The organism is Alteromonas ulvae (assembly GCF_048987005.1).
Classification (GTDB): Bacteria; Pseudomonadota; Gammaproteobacteria; order Enterobacterales; family Alteromonadaceae; genus Alteromonas.
The window spans coordinates 2644827-2668959 of the sequence record NZ_CP185261.1 but is presented as its reverse complement, the minus strand read 5'-3'; the positions used below and the strand labels follow the sequence as shown (position 1 = coordinate 2668959).

The following is a 24133-nucleotide window of genomic DNA, read 5'->3' as shown; positions in this document are numbered from 1 at the left end:
GCCACTCACTTGTAAATTAAAGAAGAAAAAGGGGGGAATAGATTTTAACGCCTACCCATCCCTTTTGTCATACCGAGAGCCGCGCAGAGTGTCTTTTACTCGTTTTAGGTTTTCTCTGAATTTATTACCGCGACGAAGGGTAAACCCGGTAGCGAGCACATCGATGAGTGTCAGTTGTGCAATGCGCGATGCCATAGGCATATACATGTCGGTATCTTCAGGTACTTCTAGCGATAAGACATAGCTGCACTCCTGCGCTAATGGGCTATCAGCCGACGTTATGCCGACAACGGTTGCATCGTTCATTCGTGAAATCTGAGCAATCTCAACTAAGCTTTTCGTTCGACCTGTATGGCTTATTAGCACTACAACGTCACCGGCAGAGCAATTCATGCAGCTCATACGCTGCATAAGAATGTCTTCAAAGTAAACAACGGGAACGTTAAACCTGAAAAACTTGTTTAACGCATCGTGGGCTACTGACGCTGATGCGCCAAGACCAAAGAAAGAGATCTTCTGGGCCTGAGTCAGTAAATCAACAACCCGATTAACTACACTAACATCTATGGACTGTCTCGCTACTTCCAGAGAAGCCATTGTTGATTCAAAAATTTTGTTGGTGTATTCGTCTGGGCTGTCATTTTCGTCTACATGACGGTTCACATAAGGTGTTCCGTTTGCGAGACTTTGCGCCAAATGAAGTTTAAAGTCTGGGAAGCCTTTAGTATCCAGTCTGCGACAAAATCGATTCACAGTTGGCTCGCTTACATCCGACATTTTAGCTAAGGTTGCTATACTTGAATGAATGGCGGTTTGAGGATTAGCAAGTATAATCTCAGCAACTTTTTTTTCTGATTTGCTAAACGCAGCTTTATTTTGAGTAATTTTTTCTAAAATGTTCATATAGATACGGCAAGTAATTGGCTCGGTTTATTGAATGATGCCCCTTAATAGTACCCAATGTGAAAGCTGTGACAAGAAAAATGTAATTTTTTAACATTTTTTGTACTGTGATTGGGAAAAGGGAGGGGGCTTTACTATCCAAAAGGAAAGAATCTCACCGTATCGTTTGTAGAAGTTGTAATTTTACTACATTTGGTGTTAACTATACGGTAATAATAGTCGTCAGTGTTGTAAATAGAGAATCAACACGGCACTCAAAACCACATTTAAAAGGTCGACGAATATGGTATTGGAAAATTCCTACGAACCCTGTGATTTTGTACTTTTTGGTACACTCGGGGATCTTTCACGACGCAAGCTGTTGCCATCACTCTATCAGCTTGAGAAAGCGAATCTAATGCATCCCGAAACTACCATTGTGGGTGTTGCTCGCCATGATATGTCTCTAGAAGATTACGTCGAAGAAGTGCATACAAACTTAGTCAAGTTTGGCGAAAAAGAGTTGTGTGAAGCGACATGGGAACGAATGCGCGCCCGCTTACACTACGCGTGCGTGGACATGAAAAACGTCGACAGCTATTGTGTGCTAGACGACCATGTGGATCCATCTCGTACTATGGTGTGTTATTTAGCAACACCGCCCGCTATTTATGGCGATATTTGTCGTGGCTTGCATAGCTGCAAAATTATTGATTCAAGCGTACGCGTTGTGCTTGAAAAACCAATTGGTCATGACCTCGAGTCGTCGAAAATTATCAATGAACAAGTGGCAGAGTACTTTGACGAGAAGCAGATTTACCGTATTGATCACTACCTCGGAAAAGAAACGGTACTTAACCTCGTCTCTTTGCGCTTTGCGAACTCAATATTCGCAACAAACTGGGATCATAACTGTATTGATCACGTGCAAATCTCTGTTGCTGAGTCTGTTGGCATAGAGGGGCGTTGGGGTTACTTTGATGACGCCGGTCAAATGCGAGATATGGTGCAAAACCACTTGTTGCAGATCTTAAGTCTTGTGGCCATGGAGCCACCAACCACACTCGATGCAGACAGCATTCGTGATGAAAAGCTAAAAGTACTCAAAGCACTGCGTCCGATTAATGCAACTAATATTAATGAGAGCATTGTCCGTGGTCAGTACACATCAGGTTTTGTGAAGGGAGAAGAAGTACCTGGATATCTCGAGGAAGAGGGTGCTAACACGCAAAGCAAAACTGAAACTTTCGTCGCTATTAAAGCGGAAATAGATAATTGGCGTTGGGCTGGAGTGCCATTTTACCTTCGCACTGGTAAGCGCATGCCAAACAAGGTGAGCGAAGTTGTTATCTATTTCAAACGACAGCCCCATAATTTATTCGGTGATAGCTTTAAGAATTTACCGCCAAACAAGCTGGTAATTCGTCTACAGCCAGACGAAGGCGTAGAAATTACCGTAATGAATAAAGTACCAGGTTTAACCAACTCAGGCTCTATGGACCTTCAAAAGTCAAAGCTTAACCTAAGCTTTTCAGAAGCGTTTGCAGATGAGCGCATTCCCGATGCTTACGAAAAGCTATTGCTCGAAGTTATGCTAGGTAATCAGGCGCTGTTCGTTCGTCGCGATGAAATTGAGCAAGCGTGGACGTGGGTTGATTCAATACTCGATGCGTGGAAGTCATCAAATGAGCCTCCAGAGCCTTACCAGGCTGGCACGTGGGGCCCAGTAGATTCCATCGGTTTATTAGCGCGTGAAAATCGCAGCTGGTACGAAAGCAAAACGGTAAAGAAGAAATAGTATGTCACTCACTACGTTATCATTCGAAAATCCAGACGCGCTTACCAAGGCGTTTGCTGAAGATTTAATTAGTATTCTTAAAACAGGTATCGAAACTCGTGGCCGCGCGTCGCTTATTGTTAGCGGTGGTCGCACACCGCTTACATTATTCAAACAGTTGAGCGACACAGATCTTGAATGGGATAAAGTAGACATTACTTTGGCTGACGAACGTTGGGTAAATGAAGATCATGACGCCAGTAATACCAGCCTGGTGAAAAATAATCTTATTCAAAATAAGGCCGCTGATGCACGCTTTGTAGAATTAAAAAGCGATGTCGAAGATGCAAATGAAGGAGTGAATGTTGCTGAGCGTAATTTAGCCAGTATGTCACAGCCTTTCGATGCGCTCATTTTAGGCATGGGAGAAGATGGCCATACTGCATCGCTTTTCCCCTGTTCAGAACAAGTTAATGATGGCCTTGATATGAGCAGCGGACGAACGTGTATCGCTGTTCAACCTGCAACAGCGCCTCATCAACGTATTTCACTAACCTTACCCGCCTTGCTCAATAGCAGAAATATTTTCTTGCACCTAACTGGCGAGAAGAAAAAACAAGTGTTACTCGATGCTATTGAAAACGCCACCGAAGCGCAAAAGCCCATCACAGCCGTTGTTAATAGAGCGCCTGTTACATTGATGTGGGCGCCATAGGAGACAAAAAATGAACCCCAAAATTGCCGAAGTCACGCAACGCATTATTGAGCGTAGCAAAGAAACGCGTAAAGCGTATTTAGAGAAAATTGAAAAAGCTCGTCGCCAAGGGCCGCATCGTGGTGTGTTATCTTGCGGTAACCTAGCCCACGGGTTTGCCGCATGCGGAACGGAAGAAAAGGGCGATCTGCGCTCGATGACGAAAGCAAACGTCGCTATTATTTCTTCGTACAATGACATGCTGTCAGCGCATCAGCCTTACGAGTCTTACCCCGCCATTATTAAACAAGCGATAAAGGAAGTGGGCAGTGTTGCTCAGTTCGCCGGTGGTGTGCCTGCTATGTGTGACGGTGTAACTCAAGGTCAGTCTGGTATGGACTTGAGTTTGATGAGCCGTGACAATATTGCGCAGGCGGCAGCGGTAGCGCTTTCGCACAATATGTTTGATAGTGCCATGATGTTAGGCATTTGTGACAAAATAGTGCCAGGTCTGTTGCTTGCTGGTTTAACTTTTGGGCACTTACCGACAGTGTTTGTACCAGCGGGTCCAATGCCGTCTGGATTGCCAAATAAAGAAAAAGCCCGAGTTCGACAGGAATTTGCAGAAGGCAAAGTGGGTCGTGATGCGCTGTTAGATGCAGAATCACAGTCTTACCACTCGGCAGGTACGTGTACGTTTTATGGCACAGCAAACTCAAATCAGCTAGTAGTAGAGATGATGGGACTGCATTTGCCAGGCTCTTCATTTGTTAACCCAGGTACCCCTTTACGCGATGCGCTAACGAGAGCGGCAGCAGTTCAGGCAACTCGCTTAACTGACTTAGGCGATAACTATACACCAATTGGTCATATTGTAGACGCTAAAGCAATTGTTAATGGATTAGTCGGTTTGTTGGCAACAGGCGGCTCTACTAACCACACCATGCATTTGGTTGCTGTGGCACGTGCAGCAGGCTATATCGTCAATTGGGATGACTTCTCAGATATTTCAAACGCGGTGCCATTAATGACCCGTATTTATCCCAATGGTTCTGCTGATATCAATCACTTTGTAGCGGCTGGCGGTATGTCGTTACTAATAAAACAGCTGCTTGATGCTGGTTTACTCCATAACGACGTCAAGACAATTTGTGGTGAAGGCTTAGACTTTTATACTAAAGAGCCAAAGCTTATCGATGGTGAGCTTGAGTGGCGCGACGGTCCAACTGAATCACTGGATAAAGAAGTGTTAGCTACGATCGAGAAGCCATTCAAACCAGATGGTGGATTAAGTGTACTAGACGGCAATTTAGGTCGTGGCGTAATCAAAACATCAGCGTTGCGTACGCCACACTGCACGCTTAAAGCGCCTGCAGTGGTATTTGAAGATCAGTTTGAATTAGATGCGGCATTTAAAGCGGGTAAATTAGATCAAGACTGTATAGTTGTTGTTCGTTTTCAAGGTCCATCTGCCATTGGTATGCCAGAGCTTCACCGCTTAACGCCTCCTTTAGGTGTACTGCAAGATAAGGGCTTTAAGGTTGCGCTAGTTACAGACGGTCGCATGTCTGGTGCCTCAGGTAAAGTGCCAGCCGCTATCCATGTTACCCCAGAAGCCTACAAAGGCGGCCTACTTGCAAAAGTGCAAGAGGGCGACATTATCGAGCTCAATACAGAAACAGGCGCATTGACCCTTCATGTTGATGAAGCAACGTTGGCAGTACGTGAACCTGCACCTGCGAATTTAGCTAACCATCATGTTGGGATGGGTCGCGAGATGTTTGCTGGAATGCGCGCAATTCTTACGGGTGCAGAAGAAGGAGCGTGCTCTCTTTTCTATACTCAGGAGCAGTCGTAATGAGCCAGAGATTTGTGGCTGACGTTGGCGGTACCAATATTCGCTTGGCTCGGGTTACCGAGTCAGGCGTTGCCGATATCAAAAAATACATGTGCGATGACTTTGCCAGTATCGATTTAGCCATTGCACAGTATTTTTCAGACATGCCCCATGTTTCGTTCAGGGAAGGCTGTATTGCCATTGCGTGTCCTGTGCTTGGCGATCAGGTGGAAATGACCAACCACAGTTGGGCGTTTTCACAAAAAGCGCTGCGTTCACAGCTCAAGCTAGATGCACTTTTTGTAATTAATGACTTTACTGCGGTCGCTCACTCACTACCAGTGCTTCGCCGCGATCAGGTCATACAAATTGGCGAGGGCACAGCTATTGAAAACGGTAATATTGCTGTTTTCGGCCCAGGCACTGGCCTTGGTGTTGAGCATTTGACCATGACGGATTCAGGCTGGCAGACACTAGACGGAGAGGGGGGGCATGTAGATTTTGCTCCGGTTGATGAAACTGACATTCTCATATGGCGTCATTTACAGTCTTCTTTAGGAAGAGCTTCCGCTGAAGAGGTGATGTCGGGGCGCGGAATTCTGAACATTTACACGGCACTTGCGAAACAATCTGACAAGCCGGTTGCATTTCAAGAACCAGCGCAAATTACAGACGCAGCACTCGCTGGCACTTGCGAGATATCTGCGGCTGCACTTACTCAGTTTTGCCGAATAATGGGAAGCTTTGCGGGTAACTTGGCATTGAACATGGCGACCACGGGAGGCATCTTCATTGGCGGGGGTATTGCTAATCGCTTCCCAGAATTCATACAAAATAGTGACTTCAGAGCGAGATTCGAAGCTAAAGGTCAGATGAAGCACTATGTAAAAGATATTCCTACCTACTTGATAGCAGAGCCTGATCATGGCCTTTTGGGCGCGGCTGCTTATTTGAATCAAAACACAGCGAGTTAAATTATGACGACTAAATGGAAGTACACTCCAGAGGAAATTTTTGCGGCCGGTCCTGTGGTACCTGTATTGGTGATCAACGACGTGGAAAAAGCCGTTCCTTTGGCAAAAGCGCTGATGGCGGGTGGGATAAAAGTGTTAGAAGTTACCCTTCGCACACCTTCTGCAATTGATGTTATTAAACGTATTGCGCAAGAAGTCCCTGATTCTCTTATTGGTGCCGGTACAGTAACCAATGCACAGCAGTTAAAAGCGGTTGTTGATGCGGGTGCTAAATTCGCTATTAGCCCCGGTATGACTGCGGATTTACTGAAAGCGGGCATGGACGCAGAAATACCATTGATTCCAGGTATTTCATCTACATCAGATTTGATGAAGGGCAAGGATGCGGGTTACACGCATATGAAATTTTTCCCAGCTGAAGCATCTGGCGGCGTAAAAGCCATTAAATCAATTAGCGGCCCATTCCCAGACGTTACATTTTGCCCTACTGGTGGCATTGGCCCGGATAACTATAACGATTACCTGTCACTTAGTAATGTAAAATGTGTAGGTGGTTCGTGGTTAGCGCCCGACGACGCTATTGAATCAGGTGACTGGGACCGTATTACGCAGTTGGCGAAAGAAGCTGTTGCGGGTGCAAAGCAGTAATTATATTGGCGTAAGCATAAGCTAAAAACATAAGCGGTTAAAAAACCTGCCAATTGGCAGGTTTTTTGTTTTCACGTATGGGTGTATTTCTAGCTTTGCTATAGGCTCAGTTAAGGTCTTATTTCTGCTTATTTTGGCACTATTGTTTGAGCCAGTTCAAACTTTTCTCCCGGTTCAAGCTTGAGCCCTTTTGTTACCGACGATTCCACGCATAGCATATGCTTGTAGCCAAACGGGTCCATATCTGAAATAGAGGCTGCACCTTGCCATGGGTTCCACACCACAAGCGAGTCGTTACCTTCTGAAATGACATCAGTAAATTCAGTGCCATCAACTGAAATGGTTGTCTGTTTTACCGCCGATAAATGAATTCGGTCTGTTTCGGCATCAATAGTGTAGGGCACAGGCGTGGGCTTCACTGCCCAGTCATCAAGCTTATCTTTATACTCTCCCGTTATTCCAACAAGCTCAGTATGTTTAATATGGTCTACGTGAAAGTAGGTGTGTAATGCTGTATTAAACGAAAAAGGAGCCACACCGGTGTTCTCAGTTTCTATGGCGACACGTAGACTTGCGCCTACGTGCACTCGAAGTATCACGTTACAGTCGTATTCAAAGCCCTCCGCACGGGTAAACGAGGGGGTCAAGGCTAGCGTTGTTCCGCTTTCGTCTTCTGATGACTCTGCGAGTTGCCACACTTGAGTTCGCAAAAAGCCATGAGACGGCAATTCACCAGCTTCTCTGCCGTGGTCGTTAGCAAACCACGGCCAACATACAGGGATGCCACCTCTGATGGGACGTTCGCCGTTTAAATAAGCATGAGGGCTGACCCAGAGCCTGTCTTTTCCGTCTAAAGCTGGCACAAATGATAAAACGTGCCCACCGAACAAACTGATTTTTGCCGACGCAAACTCGTTGTTAACGTTGAGAAATGAAAGTCCGTTAGACTCACTAATCGAAATTGACGGTACCGGCGACATAGATGCTCCGCTAAAAAATAAAGAAAATGAAAACGCAAAACTAAAACGACAGAAGTAAAATAACAGAGCTTATACGTCAGAACTTATTCGTCAGAGCTTAAGCTAAAAGTGACGAAACATAACCACCGTCACAGAAACAAAAAAGCGCAGATATGACATCTACGCCTTTAGATTACATTAACTGTTAAACAAATAAAGCGTTAACGCCGCAAAATTTGCTATTCCCTAATTATTTGGAGATATGGGCAACCAAATCAAGTACTTTTGATGAGTAGCCCCATTCGTTATCGTACCAAGACACCACTTTTACGAAGGTATCAGTGAGTGCGATACCTGCTGTAGCATCAAAAATTGATGTATTTGCGTTGCCAATAAAATCATTAGACACCACGGCGTCTTCGGTGTAGCTCATAATACCTTTAAGCTCACCCTCAGAGGCTTCTTTCATTGCTGCGCAAATATTGTCGTAGCTTGTTGGTGTTGCCAAGTTTACAGTCAAATCAACCACTGAAACGTTAGGCGTTGGGACGCGAAACGCCATGCCCGTCAGTTTTCCGTTAAGTGCTGGAATGACTTTACCTACCGCTTTGGCTGCGCCTGTTGACGATGGAATAATGTTCTGGCCGGCACCACGGCCGCCACGCCAGTCTTTCATCGAAGGACCGTCGACGGTTTTCTGCGTAGCGGTGGTTGCATGAACGGTTGTCATTAACCCATCAACAATACCAAACTTGTCGTTGAGCACTTTCGCAAGCGGTGCAAGACAGTTTGTGGTGCAGGATGCGTTAGACACAATGTTTTCGCCCGCATAGCTGTCATGGTTAACGCCCATAACGAACATTGGCGTGTCGTCTTTAGATGGCGCGGACATAACAACTTTTTTAGCGCCTGCTTCTATGTGTTTCGCTGCTGTTTCTTTTGTTAAAAATAGACCTGTTGATTCAACAACCACATCTACGTTAACGTCACCCCATTTTAAAGAGGCAGGATCTTTTTCTGAGGTGATGCGGATTGTCTTGCCATTAACGACTAGGCTTCCATTGTCTACTGAAACTTCACCGTTAAAAACACCGTGAGTAGAATCGTATTTTAGTAGATAAGCAATATAATCTGTGTCTAGTAAATCGTTAATTGCCACAACTTCGATGTCTTGACGCTCTGCTGCTGCGCGCATTACTAGGCGACCGATGCGGCCAAAACCGTTGATACCGATGCGAATTGTCATAACGTACCTCGAAAAATTTAAATAAAATGAAAATAAATTACGTAAAGTATGGATCAAAATGGCATAATTAGCAAAATAAAAAGACAAAGTGTTGCAAAATTACGAATAGAAACTTATGCAAACGTATTCAGTTTCGTCAGCGCGCAGTTTCTAGAATAATGTTAAAAAATTGTTTGTGGACGCCCTGGGCTATTTTGCTTGCGCCAGCGTCTTTTGCCGAATAACAGGAATGACTGATAATGACACAACAACTTCTGCAACAACTGGTTGAAATGCGTGGAATCGAAACTCACTACGTCGACGCGTGGGGCAACCCAACTACCATCGCAGAACCGAGCAAAGTGAAGCTATTGAATGCGCTAGGTTATGACGCATCCAGCGATGAAAAAATTCAGTCTCAAATAGCTAAAGATGTTTCCTCAGTTTGGTTGTCGCCGCTTGATCCCGTCCAGGTAGTAAGAGCTTCTGAGGCAATTTGCTTGCCTGTTCGCCTGCCTATCGAACTTGTGAATGACGAACATGTATTTGAAATTACCTTGGAAGATGGTAGTCAAAAACAATACCCCTTTACTCCTGTCGACCAAGAAATGATATCAATGGCCCATATCGATGAGGTCGAGTTTCATGAGTACGCTGTGACACTGCCTTTGGACTTTCCTCTGGGCTACCACCATATCGAACTTAAAGCTGATGATGACCAACTTGCCACGTCAAGACTCATTGTTGCACCTGAGGCCTGCTATATCCCTAAAGAAATTAAGGAAGGGAAAAAGATTTGGGGGCTTAGCGTTCAGCTTTATTGTGTGCGCAGCGAAAATAATTGGGGTATTGGGGATTTTTCTGACCTAGCGAAACTTATTGATAGTGCTGCGGGTGTGGGGGCTGATTTTATCGGCCTCAATCCCATACATGCCCTCTATCCGGCCAACCCTGATGCTTGCTCACCCTATGGTCCAAGCTCACGCCGTTGGTTGAACTATCTATATATTGATGTCACTGCGGTTGAAGGCTTTGATGATAAATCCGTTCAAGATGTGGTCAATGCGGACGACTTTGTTCAAACCTTAAAGCATGCCAGAGCTGTTGAGCATGTTGATTATGAAGCGGTTGCTAAACTCAAGCTTTCAGCGCTGTACGCTTTGTTTAACGTTTACGATAAACAATTTTTACACGGCAAAACCCCTCAAAACAAAGATTTTAATGCCTTTGTTGAAGCCGGTGGTGAGAGTCTTGATATGCTTGCGGTGTACGACGCACTGCAGTCAAAGTTAAAAGCAGATGGCAAGGAAAGCTGGGGATGGCCTGTATTCCCTAAAGCGTACAAAGATTACCACAACTCTGCGGTTGCTAAGTTTAAGAAAGATAATGCTCACGATGTTAAGTTTTATCTGTTCTTACAGTGGATTGCTGCTCAGCAGCTCGACATGGCAAGCGCTAAAGCAACAGACGCTAACATGACCATTGGTCTTTACCGAGACCTTGCCGTTGGCGTGAGTGAAGGCAGCGCTGAAATTTGGGGTAACAAAGACCTATATTGTACTGATGCAAGTGTGGGTGCGCCGCCGGATATCCTTGGTCCGTTAGGCCAAAACTGGGGGCTGCCGCCAATGGACCCTAAAAAGCTGTACGAGCAGCAGTATCAACCTATTATTGACCTATTCGCATCCAATATGGCGTCCTCTGGCTCATTGCGTATTGACCACGTAATGGCGCTGCTTCGTCTGTGGTGGGTTTGCAAAGGTGATAGTGCTAAAGAGGGGGGGTACGTTTACTATCCAGTAGATGATTTACTTGGGATTCTAGCGCTAGAAAGTCACCGCAATGAAAGTTTAGTGATTGGCGAAGACCTCGGAACAGTACCAGAAGAGATTCGTAGTAAGCTTGCTCAAAATGGCGTTTATTCGTATCGTGTATTCTTCTTCGAGCAGGCCGAGGACGGTGGTTTTTATTCGCCAAGTCATTACCCCGAACAGTCGATGAGTACGTTAACAACCCACGATATGCCAACGCTTATTGGCTACTGGCATTGTTTAGATTTAGAGTTGGGTAAAGAGATTGGGTTGTACCCAACTGATGATATATTGCAAACCTTGTATGCTGATAGGCATGAAAACAAGCAGGAGATTCTCAATACACTGCACGGACATCACTCTATCCCAGAACATGTGGGGCGCGATGTTAATGTTACCGGTATGAATCGAGAGCTTAACAACGGCATGCAGGTTCATATGGCTGGTGGTTCGAGTGCACTGCTAAGCTTGCAGTTGGAAGATTGGCTGGAAATGGATAAGCCTGTGAATATTCCAGGTACGTTTAACGAATACCCGAATTGGCGCCGAAAGTTGACACAGAATATTGAGTCAATCTTTGAAAGTCATGATATAAATGCGTTAGCGTCTAAACTTACTGCTGCAAGAAAACAAGCCAGTAATCGTTAATCTTGCAGGGTAATTTAATGAGAGGTACTTTATGTTGCCTCTCACTATGACTTAGTTAGGCCCGCGTAACGCGGGTTTTTAATAGGAGTAACAAATGCAGTTAGTGCAGAAGGTAGTTGAGCAGTTTGAACAGGCGAAATGTTCACAACCGTTTTCCCAATTAGGTGTTATCGAGGGCGAAGGTGAACTACTTCTTCGCGTATGGCGTCCAGAAGCAACATCGATAACGATAACGTGGGATAGCCCTGCACTGAAAGACATCTCGTTACTGCCTATTTCGACCTCAGGTTTGTTTGAAGCCGTCATTTCAAGAGATTGTGCTAATCATGTTTATCGCGTTGTTGTCAATAAAGGGCAGCATCAGTACGACTACATCGACCCATACCAGTTTAAAGAACAGGCATATCACGCCGTTCACTTTATCGACAGCACACCGTTTAACCTGTATCAACAAGCGGGTGCCCAGTTACTCACTGTAGATGCGGCAGATAATTCATCGGTAGAAGGGGTAAGATATTGTGTGTTCGCACCGAATGCGTCGGCGGTATCGGTAATCGGCGATTTTAACCAGTGGGATGGTCGCGTTCATCCTATGGAAAAAACATCCATGGGATACTGGGTGCTGTTCATTCCAGGTATGGTTGAAGGCGAGCGCTACAAGTTTCAAGTTAAAGACTCTCGTGGCTACGACCTTCCGCACAAAGCCGACCCTCTAGGATTCAGCGCTGAACAATACCCTTCCCACGCATCGAAAGTATATAACCACGACAATTACACGTGGAATGATGACGAATGGTTGGAGAAACGAAAAGCGAATAAATACACCACACCTATGAGCATTTACGAAGTTCATTTGGGGTCATGGAAACGTCCGAATAGCGAGAGCGATGCACGCTATTTAAGCTATAAAGAATTAGCTGACAACTTAATCGATTACGTTAGCGATATGGGCTACACCCACATTGAATTACTGCCTATATCAGAATTTCCATTTGATGGCTCTTGGGGGTATCAGCCCGTGGGTATGTTTGCGCCTACAAGCCGATTTGGGGAACCTGACGATTTCAAATACTTTGTTGACCGCTGCCACCAAGCAGGCGTTGGCGTTATTATTGATTGGGTTCCGGCCCACTTTCCAGAAGACGGGCACGGTTTGGCGCGCTTTGACGGCACGTGCGTGTATGAGTATGAGGACCCAAAGAAAGGCTGGCACCCGGATTGGAATTCATGCATTTACGACTTTGGCAAAGACACGGTTCGTCAGTTTTTAGTGGCTAACGCATTGTTCTGGTTAGATAAGTTTCATATTGACGGTTTACGTGTCGACGCCGTAGCGTCAATGCTGTACTTAGACTACTCTCGCAATGATGGCGAGTGGATCCCCAATGTTGATGGCGGTAACGAGAATTACGAAGCTATTAGCCTATTGCGCTGGATGAATGAGGAAGTCTACAAGCACTTCCCTGATGCGATGACTATTGCAGAAGAATCTACGTCTTTCCCTAAAGTATCTCGCCCTGTGTTTGACGGCGGATTAGGGTTTGGTTTCAAGTGGAACATGGGATGGATGCACGATTCACTGCATTACATTGCCAAAGACCCCGCATACAGAAATTACCACCACGGCGACATCACCTTCAGCATGGTTTACGCATTTGACGAAAGCTTTGTGTTGCCCATTTCTCACGATGAAGTTGTGCACGGCAAGGGAAGTATGCTGCGTAAAATGCCTGGTGACGAATGGCAGCAAACAGCGAATTTACGCTGCTACGCTGGGTTTATGTATGGACACCCGGGCAAAAAGCTAAACTTTATGGGTAACGAGTTAGGCCAGTCTTCAGAATGGAATCACGATAGTGAACTAGACTGGGGCCTATTGAACTTCGACCGCCACGCAGGGGTGCAAGCGGTCTACAAAGCTCTCAATCATTTATACAAAACAACGCCCGCGCTTTATGAACAAGACCACCACGGGGATGGTTTTGCTTGGATAGATCACAGTAATGCAGGGCAAAGCATTGTTTCATTTGTTCGTAATGCAAAGTCGTCTAAACAAAAAGTATATGTTATTGCTAACTTTACACCCGTACCGCATGAAAATTTCAGAGTAGGTGTAGACTCTAAAAATACGCTGACGCTAGCGCTTAACACCGATGATAAGAGGTTTTGGGGAAGCGATATGCCAGTTTTAAGTAAAGCCACACCACAGAAAACCGCGTGGAATGATAGAGATTACTCGGTAGAACTTACGATACCGCCGCTTGCGACAATATTTTATGTGGTTAATGAAGAATAATTCGCTGTCGCACACCAAAGCGAGAAAAGGTTTTTCTCGTTCGTTTTGTTTTTCGGCCAAGAGTCGGCAAACGTGGCAAGCAAGCCCCTATCTTCAGTTATGATGTCGTTAAAAATGTGCAGTGAGTAAAAACGTGAAGCTGAATAAAATTGACAATATTAAAAGTGGTACACCATTTCCTTTCGGAGCCACTTTAGAAGCCGATGGATGTAATTTTTCAGTGTATGCGCCTGGGGCATCCGCTGTTATATTGTGTCTTTTTAACAGCGATACAGAGCAAACTACTCATGAGCAAGTGTTACCAGAAAAAACCGGAGACGTGTGGCACGGTTTTGTAGATGGCATTGCAGCCGGGCAACTCTATGGCTATCGCGTTAAACGAGCAAAGGGTGACCTTGATGACGTATCGCGAGAAAAACTGTTAATCGATCCTTACGCAAAAAAAATTAGCCGACCCATTAAATGGAATCGCCGTCAGTACAACGATGATTCACAGTTTATGATCCCTAAATGTTTAGTTATTGATGACGCGGCATACACACAGTGTGATATTACGCGTCCTAAAATTGCAAAACATAACCGCATTGTTTACGAAGCCCATGTTAAAGGCCTAACAAAGTTACACCCCGACGTTCCTAAGGCACATCAGGGCAAGTTCCTTGGCGCCGCTCATCCAAGCGTCATTAATCATATTAAAGCACTAGGCGTCACCACCGTGCAATTTATGCCGCTGTGCTCGTTTATGCCAGAACCCTTTATTACAGACAAAGGGCTAACCAATTACTGGGGATATAACCCCGTTAATTTTTTTGCACCAGAGCCTCGCTACGGTGTGGTAGACGCACTGGCTGAACTTAAAGAGATGGTGAATAGTTACCATGAGGCTGGTATTGAAGTCATTGTGGATGTGGTATTCAACCACACCGCAGAGGCCGGATTTGGCGGTCCAATATTGTCGTACAAAGGCCTTTGCCCTTATGAAGCTTACTTGCTTGAGCAGACGGATACTGGTGAAGTGTTTTATTCAAATCACTCTGGCTGCGGCAATACCATTAATACTGCACAACCATTCATGATGGGGCTTATCCTTAGCGCCATGCGTCATTGGGTAAATGTTATTGGTGTTGATGGGTTTAGGTTTGACCTAGCAGTGTCTCTTGGTCGTGAACCTCAGGATTTTAATAGTCAGTCGGGGCTACTAAGAGCAATCAGTGCAGATCCGGTGCTTAGCAACAAGGTATTGCTTGCAGAGCCGTGGGATATTGGCCCTGGAGGCTACCAAGTCGGTAACTTTGAATCACCGTGGCTAGAAGTGAATGACAAATACCGAGATACAGTTCGCGCGTTTTGGCGCGGCGATGATGGTCAAACACCCGACTTTGCAACCCGCCTTATGGGCTCTAGAGATATATTCCATAAAGGCCGTCGCCATATCTCTACGTCAGTCAATAATATTACGTATCACGATGGGTTTACCCTGCACGATCTGGTGACCTATGCGGATCGTCATAATCTCGATAATTTAGAAGACAATCGTGATGGTCATGGTAACAACCTTTCAGCTAATTACGGCGTCGAAGGAGAGACCAAGGACAGTACCATTTTGGCAGTTCGTGAACGCCAAAAACGCAACTTGTTTGCGACGCTTATTTTTTCCCAAGGAACCCCGCATATTCTCGGTGGCGATGAACTAAGCCGAACGCAAAACGGAAACAATAATGCCTACTGCCAAGACAACGCAATAAGCTGGCTGAATTGGGATATGAACAAAAGCAAGCAGGATTTCCTGCAGTTTTGTCAGTTTGTTATCCGCTTACGCCAATCATCCTCTTTATTGAGTGAGCTAAAGCTTCACGATGATTCGTTTACGTTGTCGAGAAATGTGAGAGCTATTAATTGGTTCAAACCCGATGGCTCTGACAAAGCGTCTGAGGACTGGAATGCGCATCACAACAAGGCGTTTGGTGTTGAGATTAAAGGCTACCGTGATGATAACGTTGTGCCGGAACACTGGTTTTTATGCGTCAACGCAAGCGAAAATGACGTACGGTTCCATTTACCAACGTCAAGACGCCGTGGCGGCTGGACACTGCAACTAGACACTCGTTATGCCTCACTTGATGAGCAACCTTCAATTTGTATACAGCAGGTTTTCTTGCAGGCAAGCAAGTCTTTAACCCTATTCAGTTTCTCTGAATTGGTCGGTTAACAGCAGATTAACCTTTACCAGCGGTGGTAAATACGGCATACCGCACTAAATTTTCGATGTTTGACTGTTCTTTGTACCATCAAGTGGTAACATGCTCTCCCATCTAAATGTGAGGGTTTTCCTATGCAAAATAATGGTGGCAGTTCGCACAAAGACACTTTGTGCGATATCGGTTTTATCGGTTTAGGGGTAATGGGTAATAACCTTACCATGAACCTAGTAGATCATGGGTATCGAGTGGCATGCTTTGACTTGGATCAAAGTAAAGTTGATGCAATTCTTGCCAAAGATGAGAGTGAAAGAGAAAGCAAAACACCCCCACGGGTTGAAGGTTGCAGTTCTTATACTGAATTACTCAGTAAACTTAAAGCGCCACACCTCATTATCCTCTCAGTGCCGGCCGGCGACCCAGTTGACCACGTATGTAACCACCTTATTGACGCAGGCATTCAGGCAGATGATATCGTTGTTGATACTGGGAATAGCTTGTGGACCGACTCGGTTGCTCGCGAAGAGCAATACAAAGGTAAATTCATTTTCTTCTCAACAGCCGTATCTGGCGGTGAAGTAGGGGCACGTTTTGGTCCCTCGCTAATGCCATCGGGTAACCCGTATGCGTGGACGCGTATTGAACCTGTTTTGAAATCTATTGCAGCAAAAGTTGATGCTGAAACCGGCAAGCCTATCGAGAGCTTTGTGCCGGGTAAACCTGTGGTTGGCGGAGAGCCCTGCGCGACTTATATAGGCCCTGTGGGTGCAGGACACTATGTGAAGATGGTGCACAACGGCATCGAATATGCCGATATGCAGCTTATTTGTGAAGCGTACCACATTATGCGCGATGCGCTTCACATGGCGCCTGCTGAAATAGCAGAGGTATTCCGCCGCTGGAATGATGGTAAACTCAATAGCTATCTTATTGAAATCAGTGCTGAAGTACTCGAACAGCTAGATCCTGAGACCAAGCAACCTCTAGTGGATGTTATTTTAGACCGAGCAGGGCAAAAAGGCACTGGCCTGTGGACCGCGGTAAGTGCGTTACAGGTGGGAAGCCCGGCTCAAACAATCACGGCAGCGGTATTTGCCCGCAGTATTTCAAGCTTAAAGGAAGAACGCGTGGCGGCAAGCCAAGTACTGGCAGGCCCAGAAGCCTCTGTGTTTGATGATGAACAAAAAATGTCAATCATCAACAAACTTGAGCAGGCGCTATATTGCTCGAAAATCTGTGCATACGCTCAAGGTTTCCAGCTAATGGCAATGGCAGGTAAAGAGCATGGCTGGACATTAGACTTTGGCGAAATAGCAAAAATATGGCGGGCTGGATGTATTATTCGCGCCGTATTCTTACAGTCTATTTCAAAAGCTTATGAAAACAACGAAGACCTGGCTAATTTGTTGATGGACCCGTATTTTGCAGAGCAAATTACTGAGTTTCAGGCTGATTGGCGTGAGTCTATTGCACAATCTGCACTAGCTGGAATTCCGTGCCCTGCAATGATGTCGGCACTCAGCTATTACGACTCATATCGTTCAGCAGTGTTACCGGCAAACCTACTTCAAGGGCAGCGTGATTACTTTGGTGCGCACACCTATCAGCGCGTTGATAAGCCAGCAGGTAAAAAGTACCACATCGAGTGGAGTGATCCTGCAAGACCAGAGACTGCTATAAAACGTTAACCGCTGACAATAAACACATAACAGTTTAGCGTTTAAGAACGATAGGTTAATAGAAAGCAGGTGAACAAACTCAAATAAGAAGGGTGTATTTGGCAGCGAATACACCCTTTTTGTTAGCTGAATTGCCCATAATACTTTACTAAAATTGTGGGCTAGCGGCTCGGCGATGGTGTAAAAGTGAGATAAACCGCTAACGTGAATTGGATTATTTTGAACGAAGAGAGGGCGTAATGTCAGACGATAAATGGAAAGAAAAGCTGAGTGAGCAAGAATATCGTATTTGCCGTCAGGCCGAGACAGAGAGGCCATTCACTGGTGCATTACTCGATGAAACCCGCGGTGGTGTCTATGTATGTAAGTGCTGCGATGCGCCATTGTTCCCCTCAGACACAAAATTTGATGCAGGGTGCGGTTGGCCTTCTTTTTACAAACAACTAGACGATGGCAATGTAGATTATCGCGAAGATGTATCTCACGGCATGCGTCGTGTAGAAATAATATGTAAGCAGTGTGATTCACACCTAGGCCATGTATTCCCAGATGGCCCAGAACCAACGGGTCAGCGTTACTGCGTAAATTCAGTCTCTATGACATTTAAAAGTGAGAATAACGAAGTCGTAAAAGGCTAGTACTAAGAGCTAGGTTAAAGGTAAACAGGTGGTTAAAATTTAAGCTTTTTTTGTCATCGCTTTCAATAATAGAGAAAAAACCGCCAACGAAGGGCGGTTTTTTTGTGTTTTATACGCTTTTAAAATGTAATTTACTTTCAAGATTATAGCTTATTGAGCTTTAATTTTGCAGCATCAAACGTATTACTATCGAGAGCGCTGATGATGTCAGCGGTGACTGAGTCAAGTATGTCTGTAGGTAAATCGAAGCGTTCGCCTAACTGCACGCGCTGAGTGTCAGGTAGTCTGTCGTCATACTCCTCTGCGACACCATACCACACGTAGGCCATTTGGTAGTTATCAACATCAATGCCTATTGATGCCAAGGAGTGGTAAACGCTAATATCAATATCATCACTGTCTGTGTACAGGCTTAACGCGCGATAAAGTGTTTCTACGGTTCGTGTGGGATCGTTTTTGATTTGCACAGAGGCCAAATTAACCAGTAGTTCAGGGTCTTTAACTTGGTTACTCGCTGCATAGCGTTCGAAGCGATGAAACGCGTCGTCATCACCGAAGCGCGTCCAATGGTAGTAACTTAGGTGAGGGTCTAAGGAGTCTTTTGTCTCACGACTTAATCTCTGTAACTCTCTTTGCGCTGTGATCACCCCTTTCAGACGCGTTGCTTCCTTGCCCTTACGTTTTATATGCTCGATGTGCTGTACTTCTTGAACACACTCAAGGTAGGTTTCGAAAGACAAGAGTAGGGGATATTTATAGGCATCGCTGGACGGGTTTTGATTGTAGTAACGCAGCCTAATAATTTCCGCCCTTTGCGGCGTACAACGAGCATCAAGGCTTAAATCTACGCACATGTTCTCATGTTCTGCGCATATTTCTTTTATGGTTGGTTCGAACCAATCACTACAGCCACTTACCACCACTAACGACGCTACAAGGCAGGCAACTGTATAGTATCTTGTTGGAAACTTACTAAATAATGTACGTCCATTCATAAAATATACAGCATTTTTGAAATTAATAGACAATTTGGTCTTCCCTGCGTGTTTAATTAAGATACGAACCACGATCGTCAGGCAAAACTCACCTACGTGTACCCTAAGAATAATAAAAAGCTGACGTGAAACCAACGTAAATTTATATCCATGAAGGCTGAAGCATGAATCAACAGTACGAGCAGGAATTACAAAGTAGCTGGCAAGAGCGTCAGGAATACGCAGAAATTATGCTGCCTTTAATAGGCAAGCTGTATCGCAATAAAGCCGTAGAGATTTCCGTATACGGTCGCTCTCTTCTCAATGCCAGTGCAATCGACATCATTAAAGCGCATCGCAAGGTACGTTTGCATGAAGGCATTAAGTTACGTTTGCGGGAAAGCTACCCGATATTGGAAGCGCTAAGTACAATGAAAATTGCACCGGCGCAAATTGATATCGGCAAGTTGGCCTTTGATTTCCATTATGGTTCAGCCGTTGATAACGATGATTTAATTGCTTATCTCACTGAAAAATTGAGTGATGTGGTTGATAAAGAGGATAATCAGCAACCTCAAGATGTGGTGCTTTATGGTTTTGGTCGAATAGGTCGTTTGCTAGCACGTTTGCTTATCGAGCGTCAGGGTAAAAACAACAAGCTTCGTTTGCGTGCCATTGTCGTTCGCGGCGGTCGCGATGGCGATTTGGAAAAACGTGCAAGTTTACTTCGCAGAGACTCAGTACACGGTCCATTCAACGGCAGTATTACGATTGACCACGAGCGCAATGCACTTAAAGCCAATGGATCGTTTATTCAGGTTATCTATGCTAACAGCCCCGATGAAGTAGATTACACTCAATATGGCATCGACAACGCTATTATTATTGATAATACAGGCATATGGCGCGACCGAGAAGGGTTAGGGCTTCACTTGAAAGCAAAGGGCGCATCAAAAGCGATACTCACGGCTCCTGGTAAAGGGGATATCAAAAACATCGTACACGGTGTTAACGATGGTGAGGTTACCCTTGACGACACTATTATATCGGCTGCCAGCTGCACCACCAACGCTATCACACCAGTGTTAAAAGCCCTTGATGAAGAGTATGGCATTAAGAATGGACACGTTGAAACTGTTCACTCTTACACAAACGATCAAAACCTTATTGATAATTATCACAAAGGAGATCGCCGAGGTCGAAGTGCACCGCTTAACATGGTGATCACGGAAACCGGCGCAGCGAAAGCAGTGGCCAAAGCATATCCTAAATTAGCTGGTAAGCTTACGGGGAATGCCATTCGTGTACCTACACCGAATGTGTCAATGGCAATATTAAACCTTAACTTAGAGAAAGCGACAGACAAGCTATCAGTAAACGAATTTTTACGCGATACCGCTTTATTCTCTAAATTGCAGCACCAAATAGACTACACGGCGAGTAAAGAAATCGTATCTACTGACTTGGTAGGTTCAAGAGCTGCATCGGTTATAGATTCACAGGCAACCATTGTGTCTGATGACCGACTAACACTTTATGTGTGGTATGACAACGAGTTTGGCTATAGCTGCCAGGTTTTAAGAGTTGTTCGTGACATGGCAAACCTAAGCTTCCCAACGCTACCTTTATAGCAAGAATAGCGTCTGCGTCAGTGAGTAGGTAGCCACGAGCTATTTCACCAAGCGTTAATTGATTAAAAAACCGACCAACAGGGTCGGTTTTTTATTAGTGTAAACAAAATGTGTACTTCATGCTGGTAAAACCAGCCAGTGCACATGGTATTTGTGTCGCTGACTATGCTAAATTAGCGCTCAAATAATAAGGGAAACGACAGTTTATGCATATCTCCAGTCAATTCGACAGCGGCAACATCCATGTTGTTCGCGCAGAGTCTCCAGAAGATATTGTTCTCACCATACCGAAAGACAACCAATCAGAATTTGCTCAATGGTTTCATTTTCGTCTTATCGGCGAAACGTTCGTCACCCATAAAGTGACCATCCAAGGGTTGGCAAAATCGGCGTATCCCGATGGGTGGAAAGGCTACAACGCTCTTGCTTCTTACGATAGACAAACGTGGTTTCGCGTGCCAAGCGAATTTGACGGCGACAATCTTACCTTTTCACTCACGTTAGAACAGCCAAGCGTGTATTTTGCGTATTTCATTCCTTACAGCTATGAACGTCATCTAGACCTAGTCCACGACGCGCAAATGTCATTATTGTGTGAGCACCGCTTTTTGGGGCTAACGTTAGATGGTCGTGATATGTCAGTGTTGGTCATTGGCGAAGAAACACCTAACAAGAAAAAAGTGTGGATAACCGCACGTCAGCATCCTGGTGAAACTATGGCCGAATGGTGCGCAGAAGGCATTATTTATCGTTTGCTAGATGAGCAAGACGGTCTGGCTCGACAGTTGCTTGAAAACGCCGTGTTTTACGTAGTTCCAAACATGAACCCAGATGGCAGTGCCAGAGGACATTTGCGTACAAACGCTGTGGGCACTAACTTAAACCGCGAGTGGGCAACACCAACGCCGGAAAAAAGTCCGGAAGTATGGTACGTACTGCGTGAAATGGAAAACGTAGGCGTGGATATGTACCTCGATTTGCACGGTGATGAAGCACTGCCGTACAATTTTGTTGCAGGGGGGGAAGGAAACCCGAGTTACAACGACGAAATAAAAGCGTTAGAAGACACATTCAAATCGGCGTTGCTAAATGCAACACCTGAGTTTCAAGATGAATTTGGCTACAAAAAAGATGCACCGGGTAAAGCAAATTTAACGGTGGCATCGAATGCAGTGGGTGAAAAATTTACGTGCATGGCCTATACCGTTGAAATGCCGTTTAAAGATAACGCGAATTTACCTGATGATGTGTATGGTTGGTCTGTTCAGCGCTCCCGTCAGCTAGGTGAGGATATTCTCATTGCTGTAAACGCTGTGTTAAAGAAACACAGTAACAACAAGTAAAAAGAAGCTTTTGCTTCTCACAATAAGGACCTCAGTTAATGAGGTCTTTTAATAAAAACAACAAAACGAAATAATAAAAAAGGGGAAATACCTTGGAAGGGTTATACGGTTTACTAATCACGCTTGATAGCTTTTTGGGGGGAGCGAGTTGGTTTCCTTTTGTGCTTCTTGGTGTGGGCTTATTTTTCACAGTTTACTTGAAGTTCCCGCAAATTCGATTCTTCAAACATGCATGGCAGGTTATTACAGGCAAGTTTGATAAAGAGAGTGACCCAGGCGATACCACCCATTTTCGCGCTTTAACCACGGCACTTTCGGGAACTGTCGGAACGGGTAACATATCTGGTGTTGCCTTTGCTATTTTTCTTGGCGGACCAGCTGCGCTGTTTTGGATGTGGGTTACCGCTTTCTTAGGTATGACCACAAAGTTTGTCGAAGTAACGTTATCGCATAAATACCGAGTGAAAACAGAAGATGGCACAATGGCTGGTGGACCTATGTACTACATGGACCGCCGCTTAAACATGAAGTGGTTAGCCGTTGCGTTTGCGATTGCCACTGTGGTTAGCTCGTTTGGAACGGGTAACCTTCCACAAAGTAATGGTATTGCTCAAAGTATAGAGGCCACCTTTGGTTTTGAGCCTTGGCTTGTAGGTAGCGTGCTAGGTATTCTGCTCGCTCTGGTTATTCTTGGTGGTATTCAGCGCATTGCGGCATTCACAGCCCGAGTCGTTCCAGCAATGGCGGTTATTTACCTTATCGGCGCTATGGCAGTTATCTTCGCGAACCTTGATAATATTATTCCTTCGTTTTTGTCTGTTATCGGCGATGCATTCACTGGTTCTGCAGCAGCTGGTGGATTCTTAGGTGCGTCACTTGCCTACGCATTTAACCGTGGTGTAAACAGAGGACTATTCTCAAACGAAGCGGGGCAAGGTTCTGCGCCTATCGCTCACGCGGCCGCTAAAACTAAAGAGCCTGCATCTGAAGGTATGGTGTCTTTATTAGAGCCGTTTATCGATACTATATTAATTTGTACTGTTACGGGGTTGGTTATCCTTTCTTCTGGCGTGTGGAAGGAAAAGCATGAGAACATATTCGATCGTTCTGACATGTTTTTTATCGCTGGTGAATACAACGACAGCGAGTCAAAAGATGTTGAAAAGCTGTATGGCTTCTTAAACGGGGTGGAGGGTAACGACATCAAACCATTTACAGGTGCAATTACCGTGGTGAATGGCACCGCAGTCAGCGGCGACTTTACGCTAATAAACTCTCGTTCAGTAGCAGAAGACGTGAAGTACTCGGTAGGTAGCGAAGATTTATTTACCGGTACGTTGAAAATAGAAGACGGTAAACCGCTAAAAGAAAACTTAGAGGTAAGCGGTAAGTCTCTGGTTCACTCAGCGGCACTTACCACTATAGCGTTCACCCGAGGCTTTTTTGGTGACTTTGGCCAATATATCGTATCTGTGGGTTTGCTCCTGTTTGCATTCTCAACGGCAATTGCATGGTCGTATTACGGCGACCGGGCGATGACGTATCTTCTCGGCCCACGCTCTGTTATGCCTTACAGGGTTATCTATGTAGCAGGTTTTGTTTGGGCTGCATTTTCCGATACAACGTTGGTATGGGCGTTATCAGCGGTAGCAATTGTCGTGATGACGTTACCTAACTTGTTTGGCATATTATTGCTCAGTAAAGAAATGAAAGAGACAGTTAACGATTATTGGTCGCGTGCCAAGAAGTAAGCCCTGAAAATGAATAATGTTTAAGACAAATAAATAGTCTTAAACGGCTTGGGGACAGTAGAAATTTGCGTGTAGTGGAGTTGCGTTTTCGCAGTGCCGCAACACGCATTTTTGTTTGCGAAGTGTATAATCTGACTTCATTGTTGTCGTTAACTTCAGTATGATACT

General features: G+C 45.1%; 17 protein-coding genes. 13 read left to right on the top strand and 4 right to left on the bottom strand.

Annotated features, from left to right (window positions below):
- Positions 1-51: 51 nt before the first annotated feature.
- Positions 52-903, bottom strand: coding sequence for a MurR/RpiR family transcriptional regulator (locus tag ACOJR9_RS11670; RefSeq protein WP_420933141.1), 852 nt, complete (start codon positions 901-903; stop codon positions 52-54).
- 283 nt (positions 904-1186) lie between these two features.
- Here ACOJR9_RS11670 and zwf point away from each other — a divergent pair, with 283 nt between their 5' ends.
- From zwf to ACOJR9_RS11645, 5 genes are read left to right on the top strand one after another with little or no spacing between them, the layout of a single operon-like run.
- A complete protein-coding gene (gene zwf / locus ACOJR9_RS11665; RefSeq protein ID WP_420933140.1) occupies positions 1187-2680 on the top strand; it encodes a glucose-6-phosphate dehydrogenase in 1494 nt (497 codons plus the stop codon).
- Position 2681: 1 nt separating this feature from the next.
- Entirely contained in the window at positions 2682-3374 is a 693-nt protein-coding gene (pgl, locus tag ACOJR9_RS11660; RefSeq protein ID WP_420933139.1) for a 6-phosphogluconolactonase, read from the top strand.
- Positions 3375-3384: 10 nt separating this feature from the next.
- Entirely contained in the window at positions 3385-5211 is a 1827-nt protein-coding gene (gene edd, locus ACOJR9_RS11655; protein ID WP_420933138.1) for a phosphogluconate dehydratase, read from the top strand.
- Positions 5211-6164 carry a glucokinase gene (locus ACOJR9_RS11650; RefSeq protein WP_420933137.1) on the top strand — a complete coding sequence of 318 codons (954 nt, stop codon included), beginning with the start codon at positions 5211-5213 and terminating at the stop codon, positions 6162-6164. Before edd ends, ACOJR9_RS11650 begins: the two co-directional genes overlap by 1 nt.
- A 3-nt stretch (positions 6165-6167) precedes the next feature.
- Complete coding sequence (locus ACOJR9_RS11645; RefSeq protein WP_420933136.1) at positions 6168-6812, top strand: bifunctional 4-hydroxy-2-oxoglutarate aldolase/2-dehydro-3-deoxy-phosphogluconate aldolase; 645 nt, start codon at positions 6168-6170, stop codon at positions 6810-6812.
- Positions 6813-6940: 128 nt separating this feature from the next.
- On the opposite strand, the gene ACOJR9_RS11640 is transcribed toward ACOJR9_RS11645, so the two are convergent.
- Positions 6941-7792 carry a D-hexose-6-phosphate mutarotase gene (locus ACOJR9_RS11640; protein WP_420933135.1) on the bottom strand — a complete coding sequence of 284 codons (852 nt, stop codon included), beginning with the start codon at positions 7790-7792 and terminating at the stop codon, positions 6941-6943.
- Between the two features lie 229 nt (positions 7793-8021).
- A complete protein-coding gene (gene gap / locus ACOJR9_RS11635) occupies positions 8022-9017 on the bottom strand; it encodes a type I glyceraldehyde-3-phosphate dehydrogenase (RefSeq protein ID WP_287009212.1) in 996 nt (331 codons plus the stop codon).
- A gap of 239 nt (positions 9018-9256) precedes the next feature.
- On the opposite strand from gap, the gene malQ reads away from it, so the two are divergent.
- The 5 genes from malQ (at position 9257) to msrB (ending at position 18266) form a co-directional block, all read left to right on the top strand.
- Positions 9257-11455 (top strand): 4-alpha-glucanotransferase, encoded by a 2199-nt coding sequence (gene malQ / locus ACOJR9_RS11630; RefSeq protein ID WP_420933134.1) that lies wholly within the window; start codon positions 9257-9259, stop codon positions 11453-11455.
- 94 nt (positions 11456-11549) lie between these two features.
- Positions 11550-13751 carry a 1,4-alpha-glucan branching protein GlgB gene (gene glgB / locus ACOJR9_RS11625; RefSeq protein WP_420933133.1) on the top strand — a complete coding sequence of 734 codons (2202 nt, stop codon included), beginning with the start codon at positions 11550-11552 and terminating at the stop codon, positions 13749-13751.
- A 133-nt stretch (positions 13752-13884) separates the two neighbouring features.
- Positions 13885-15960, top strand: a complete 2076-nt coding sequence (gene glgX / locus ACOJR9_RS11620; RefSeq protein ID WP_420933132.1) for a glycogen debranching protein GlgX — start codon at positions 13885-13887, stop codon at positions 15958-15960.
- Positions 15961-16083: 123 nt separating this feature from the next.
- Positions 16084-17637 (top strand): NADP-dependent phosphogluconate dehydrogenase, encoded by a 1554-nt coding sequence (gene gndA, locus ACOJR9_RS11615; protein ID WP_420933131.1) that lies wholly within the window; start codon positions 16084-16086, stop codon positions 17635-17637.
- Between the two features lie 230 nt (positions 17638-17867).
- Positions 17868-18266: a peptide-methionine (R)-S-oxide reductase MsrB gene (gene msrB, locus ACOJR9_RS11610; protein WP_032096646.1), complete on the top strand. Its 399-nt coding sequence runs from the start codon at positions 17868-17870 to the stop codon at positions 18264-18266.
- A gap of 143 nt (positions 18267-18409) precedes the next feature.
- Here msrB and ACOJR9_RS11605 read toward each other — a convergent pair whose 3' ends face one another.
- Positions 18410-19294 carry a DUF2989 domain-containing protein gene (locus tag ACOJR9_RS11605; RefSeq protein ID WP_420933130.1) on the bottom strand — a complete coding sequence of 295 codons (885 nt, stop codon included), beginning with the start codon at positions 19292-19294 and terminating at the stop codon, positions 18410-18412.
- A gap of 131 nt (positions 19295-19425) precedes the next feature.
- Here ACOJR9_RS11605 and ACOJR9_RS11600 point away from each other — a divergent pair, with 131 nt between their 5' ends.
- The 3 genes from ACOJR9_RS11600 (at position 19426) to ACOJR9_RS11590 (ending at position 23965) form a co-directional block, all read left to right on the top strand.
- Entirely contained in the window at positions 19426-20871 is a 1446-nt protein-coding gene (locus ACOJR9_RS11600; RefSeq protein ID WP_420933129.1) for a glyceraldehyde-3-phosphate dehydrogenase, read from the top strand.
- 206 nt (positions 20872-21077) lie between these two features.
- Complete coding sequence (locus ACOJR9_RS11595; protein WP_420933128.1) at positions 21078-22214, top strand: M14 family metallopeptidase; 1137 nt, start codon at positions 21078-21080, stop codon at positions 22212-22214.
- Positions 22215-22306: 92 nt separating this feature from the next.
- The gene (locus ACOJR9_RS11590) at positions 22307-23965 is read left to right on the top strand and encodes an alanine/glycine:cation symporter family protein (RefSeq protein WP_420933127.1); all 1659 of its coding nucleotides are present in this window, start codon (positions 22307-22309) and stop codon (positions 23963-23965) included.
- Positions 23966-24133 lie beyond the last annotated feature (168 nt).

Excerpts from the sequence above, each read along its gene's own strand:
- ACOJR9_RS11670 (WP_420933141.1), bottom strand. The coding sequence starts at position 903 with ATGAACATTTTAGAAAAAATTACTCAAAATAAAGCTGCGTTTAGCAAA.
- zwf (WP_420933140.1), top strand. The coding sequence starts at position 1,187 with ATGGTATTGGAAAATTCCTACGAACCCTGTGATTTTGTACTTTTTGGT.
- pgl (WP_420933139.1), top strand. The coding sequence starts at position 2,682 with ATGTCACTCACTACGTTATCATTCGAAAATCCAGACGCGCTTACCAAG.
- edd (WP_420933138.1), top strand. The coding sequence starts at position 3,385 with ATGAACCCCAAAATTGCCGAAGTCACGCAACGCATTATTGAGCGTAGC.
- ACOJR9_RS11650 (WP_420933137.1), top strand. The coding sequence starts at position 5,211 with ATGAGCCAGAGATTTGTGGCTGACGTTGGCGGTACCAATATTCGCTTG.
- ACOJR9_RS11645 (WP_420933136.1), top strand. The coding sequence starts at position 6,168 with ATGACGACTAAATGGAAGTACACTCCAGAGGAAATTTTTGCGGCCGGT.
- ACOJR9_RS11640 (WP_420933135.1), bottom strand. The coding sequence starts at position 7,792 with ATGTCGCCGGTACCGTCAATTTCGATTAGTGAGTCTAACGGACTTTCA.
- gap (WP_287009212.1), bottom strand. The coding sequence starts at position 9,017 with ATGACAATTCGCATCGGTATCAACGGTTTTGGCCGCATCGGTCGCCTA.
- malQ (WP_420933134.1), top strand. The coding sequence starts at position 9,257 with ATGACACAACAACTTCTGCAACAACTGGTTGAAATGCGTGGAATCGAA.
- glgB (WP_420933133.1), top strand. The coding sequence starts at position 11,550 with ATGCAGTTAGTGCAGAAGGTAGTTGAGCAGTTTGAACAGGCGAAATGT.
- gndA (WP_420933131.1), top strand. The coding sequence starts at position 16,084 with ATGCAAAATAATGGTGGCAGTTCGCACAAAGACACTTTGTGCGATATC.
- msrB (WP_032096646.1), top strand. The coding sequence starts at position 17,868 with ATGTCAGACGATAAATGGAAAGAAAAGCTGAGTGAGCAAGAATATCGT.
- ACOJR9_RS11600 (WP_420933129.1), top strand. The coding sequence starts at position 19,426 with ATGAATCAACAGTACGAGCAGGAATTACAAAGTAGCTGGCAAGAGCGT.
- ACOJR9_RS11595 (WP_420933128.1), top strand. The coding sequence starts at position 21,078 with ATGCATATCTCCAGTCAATTCGACAGCGGCAACATCCATGTTGTTCGC.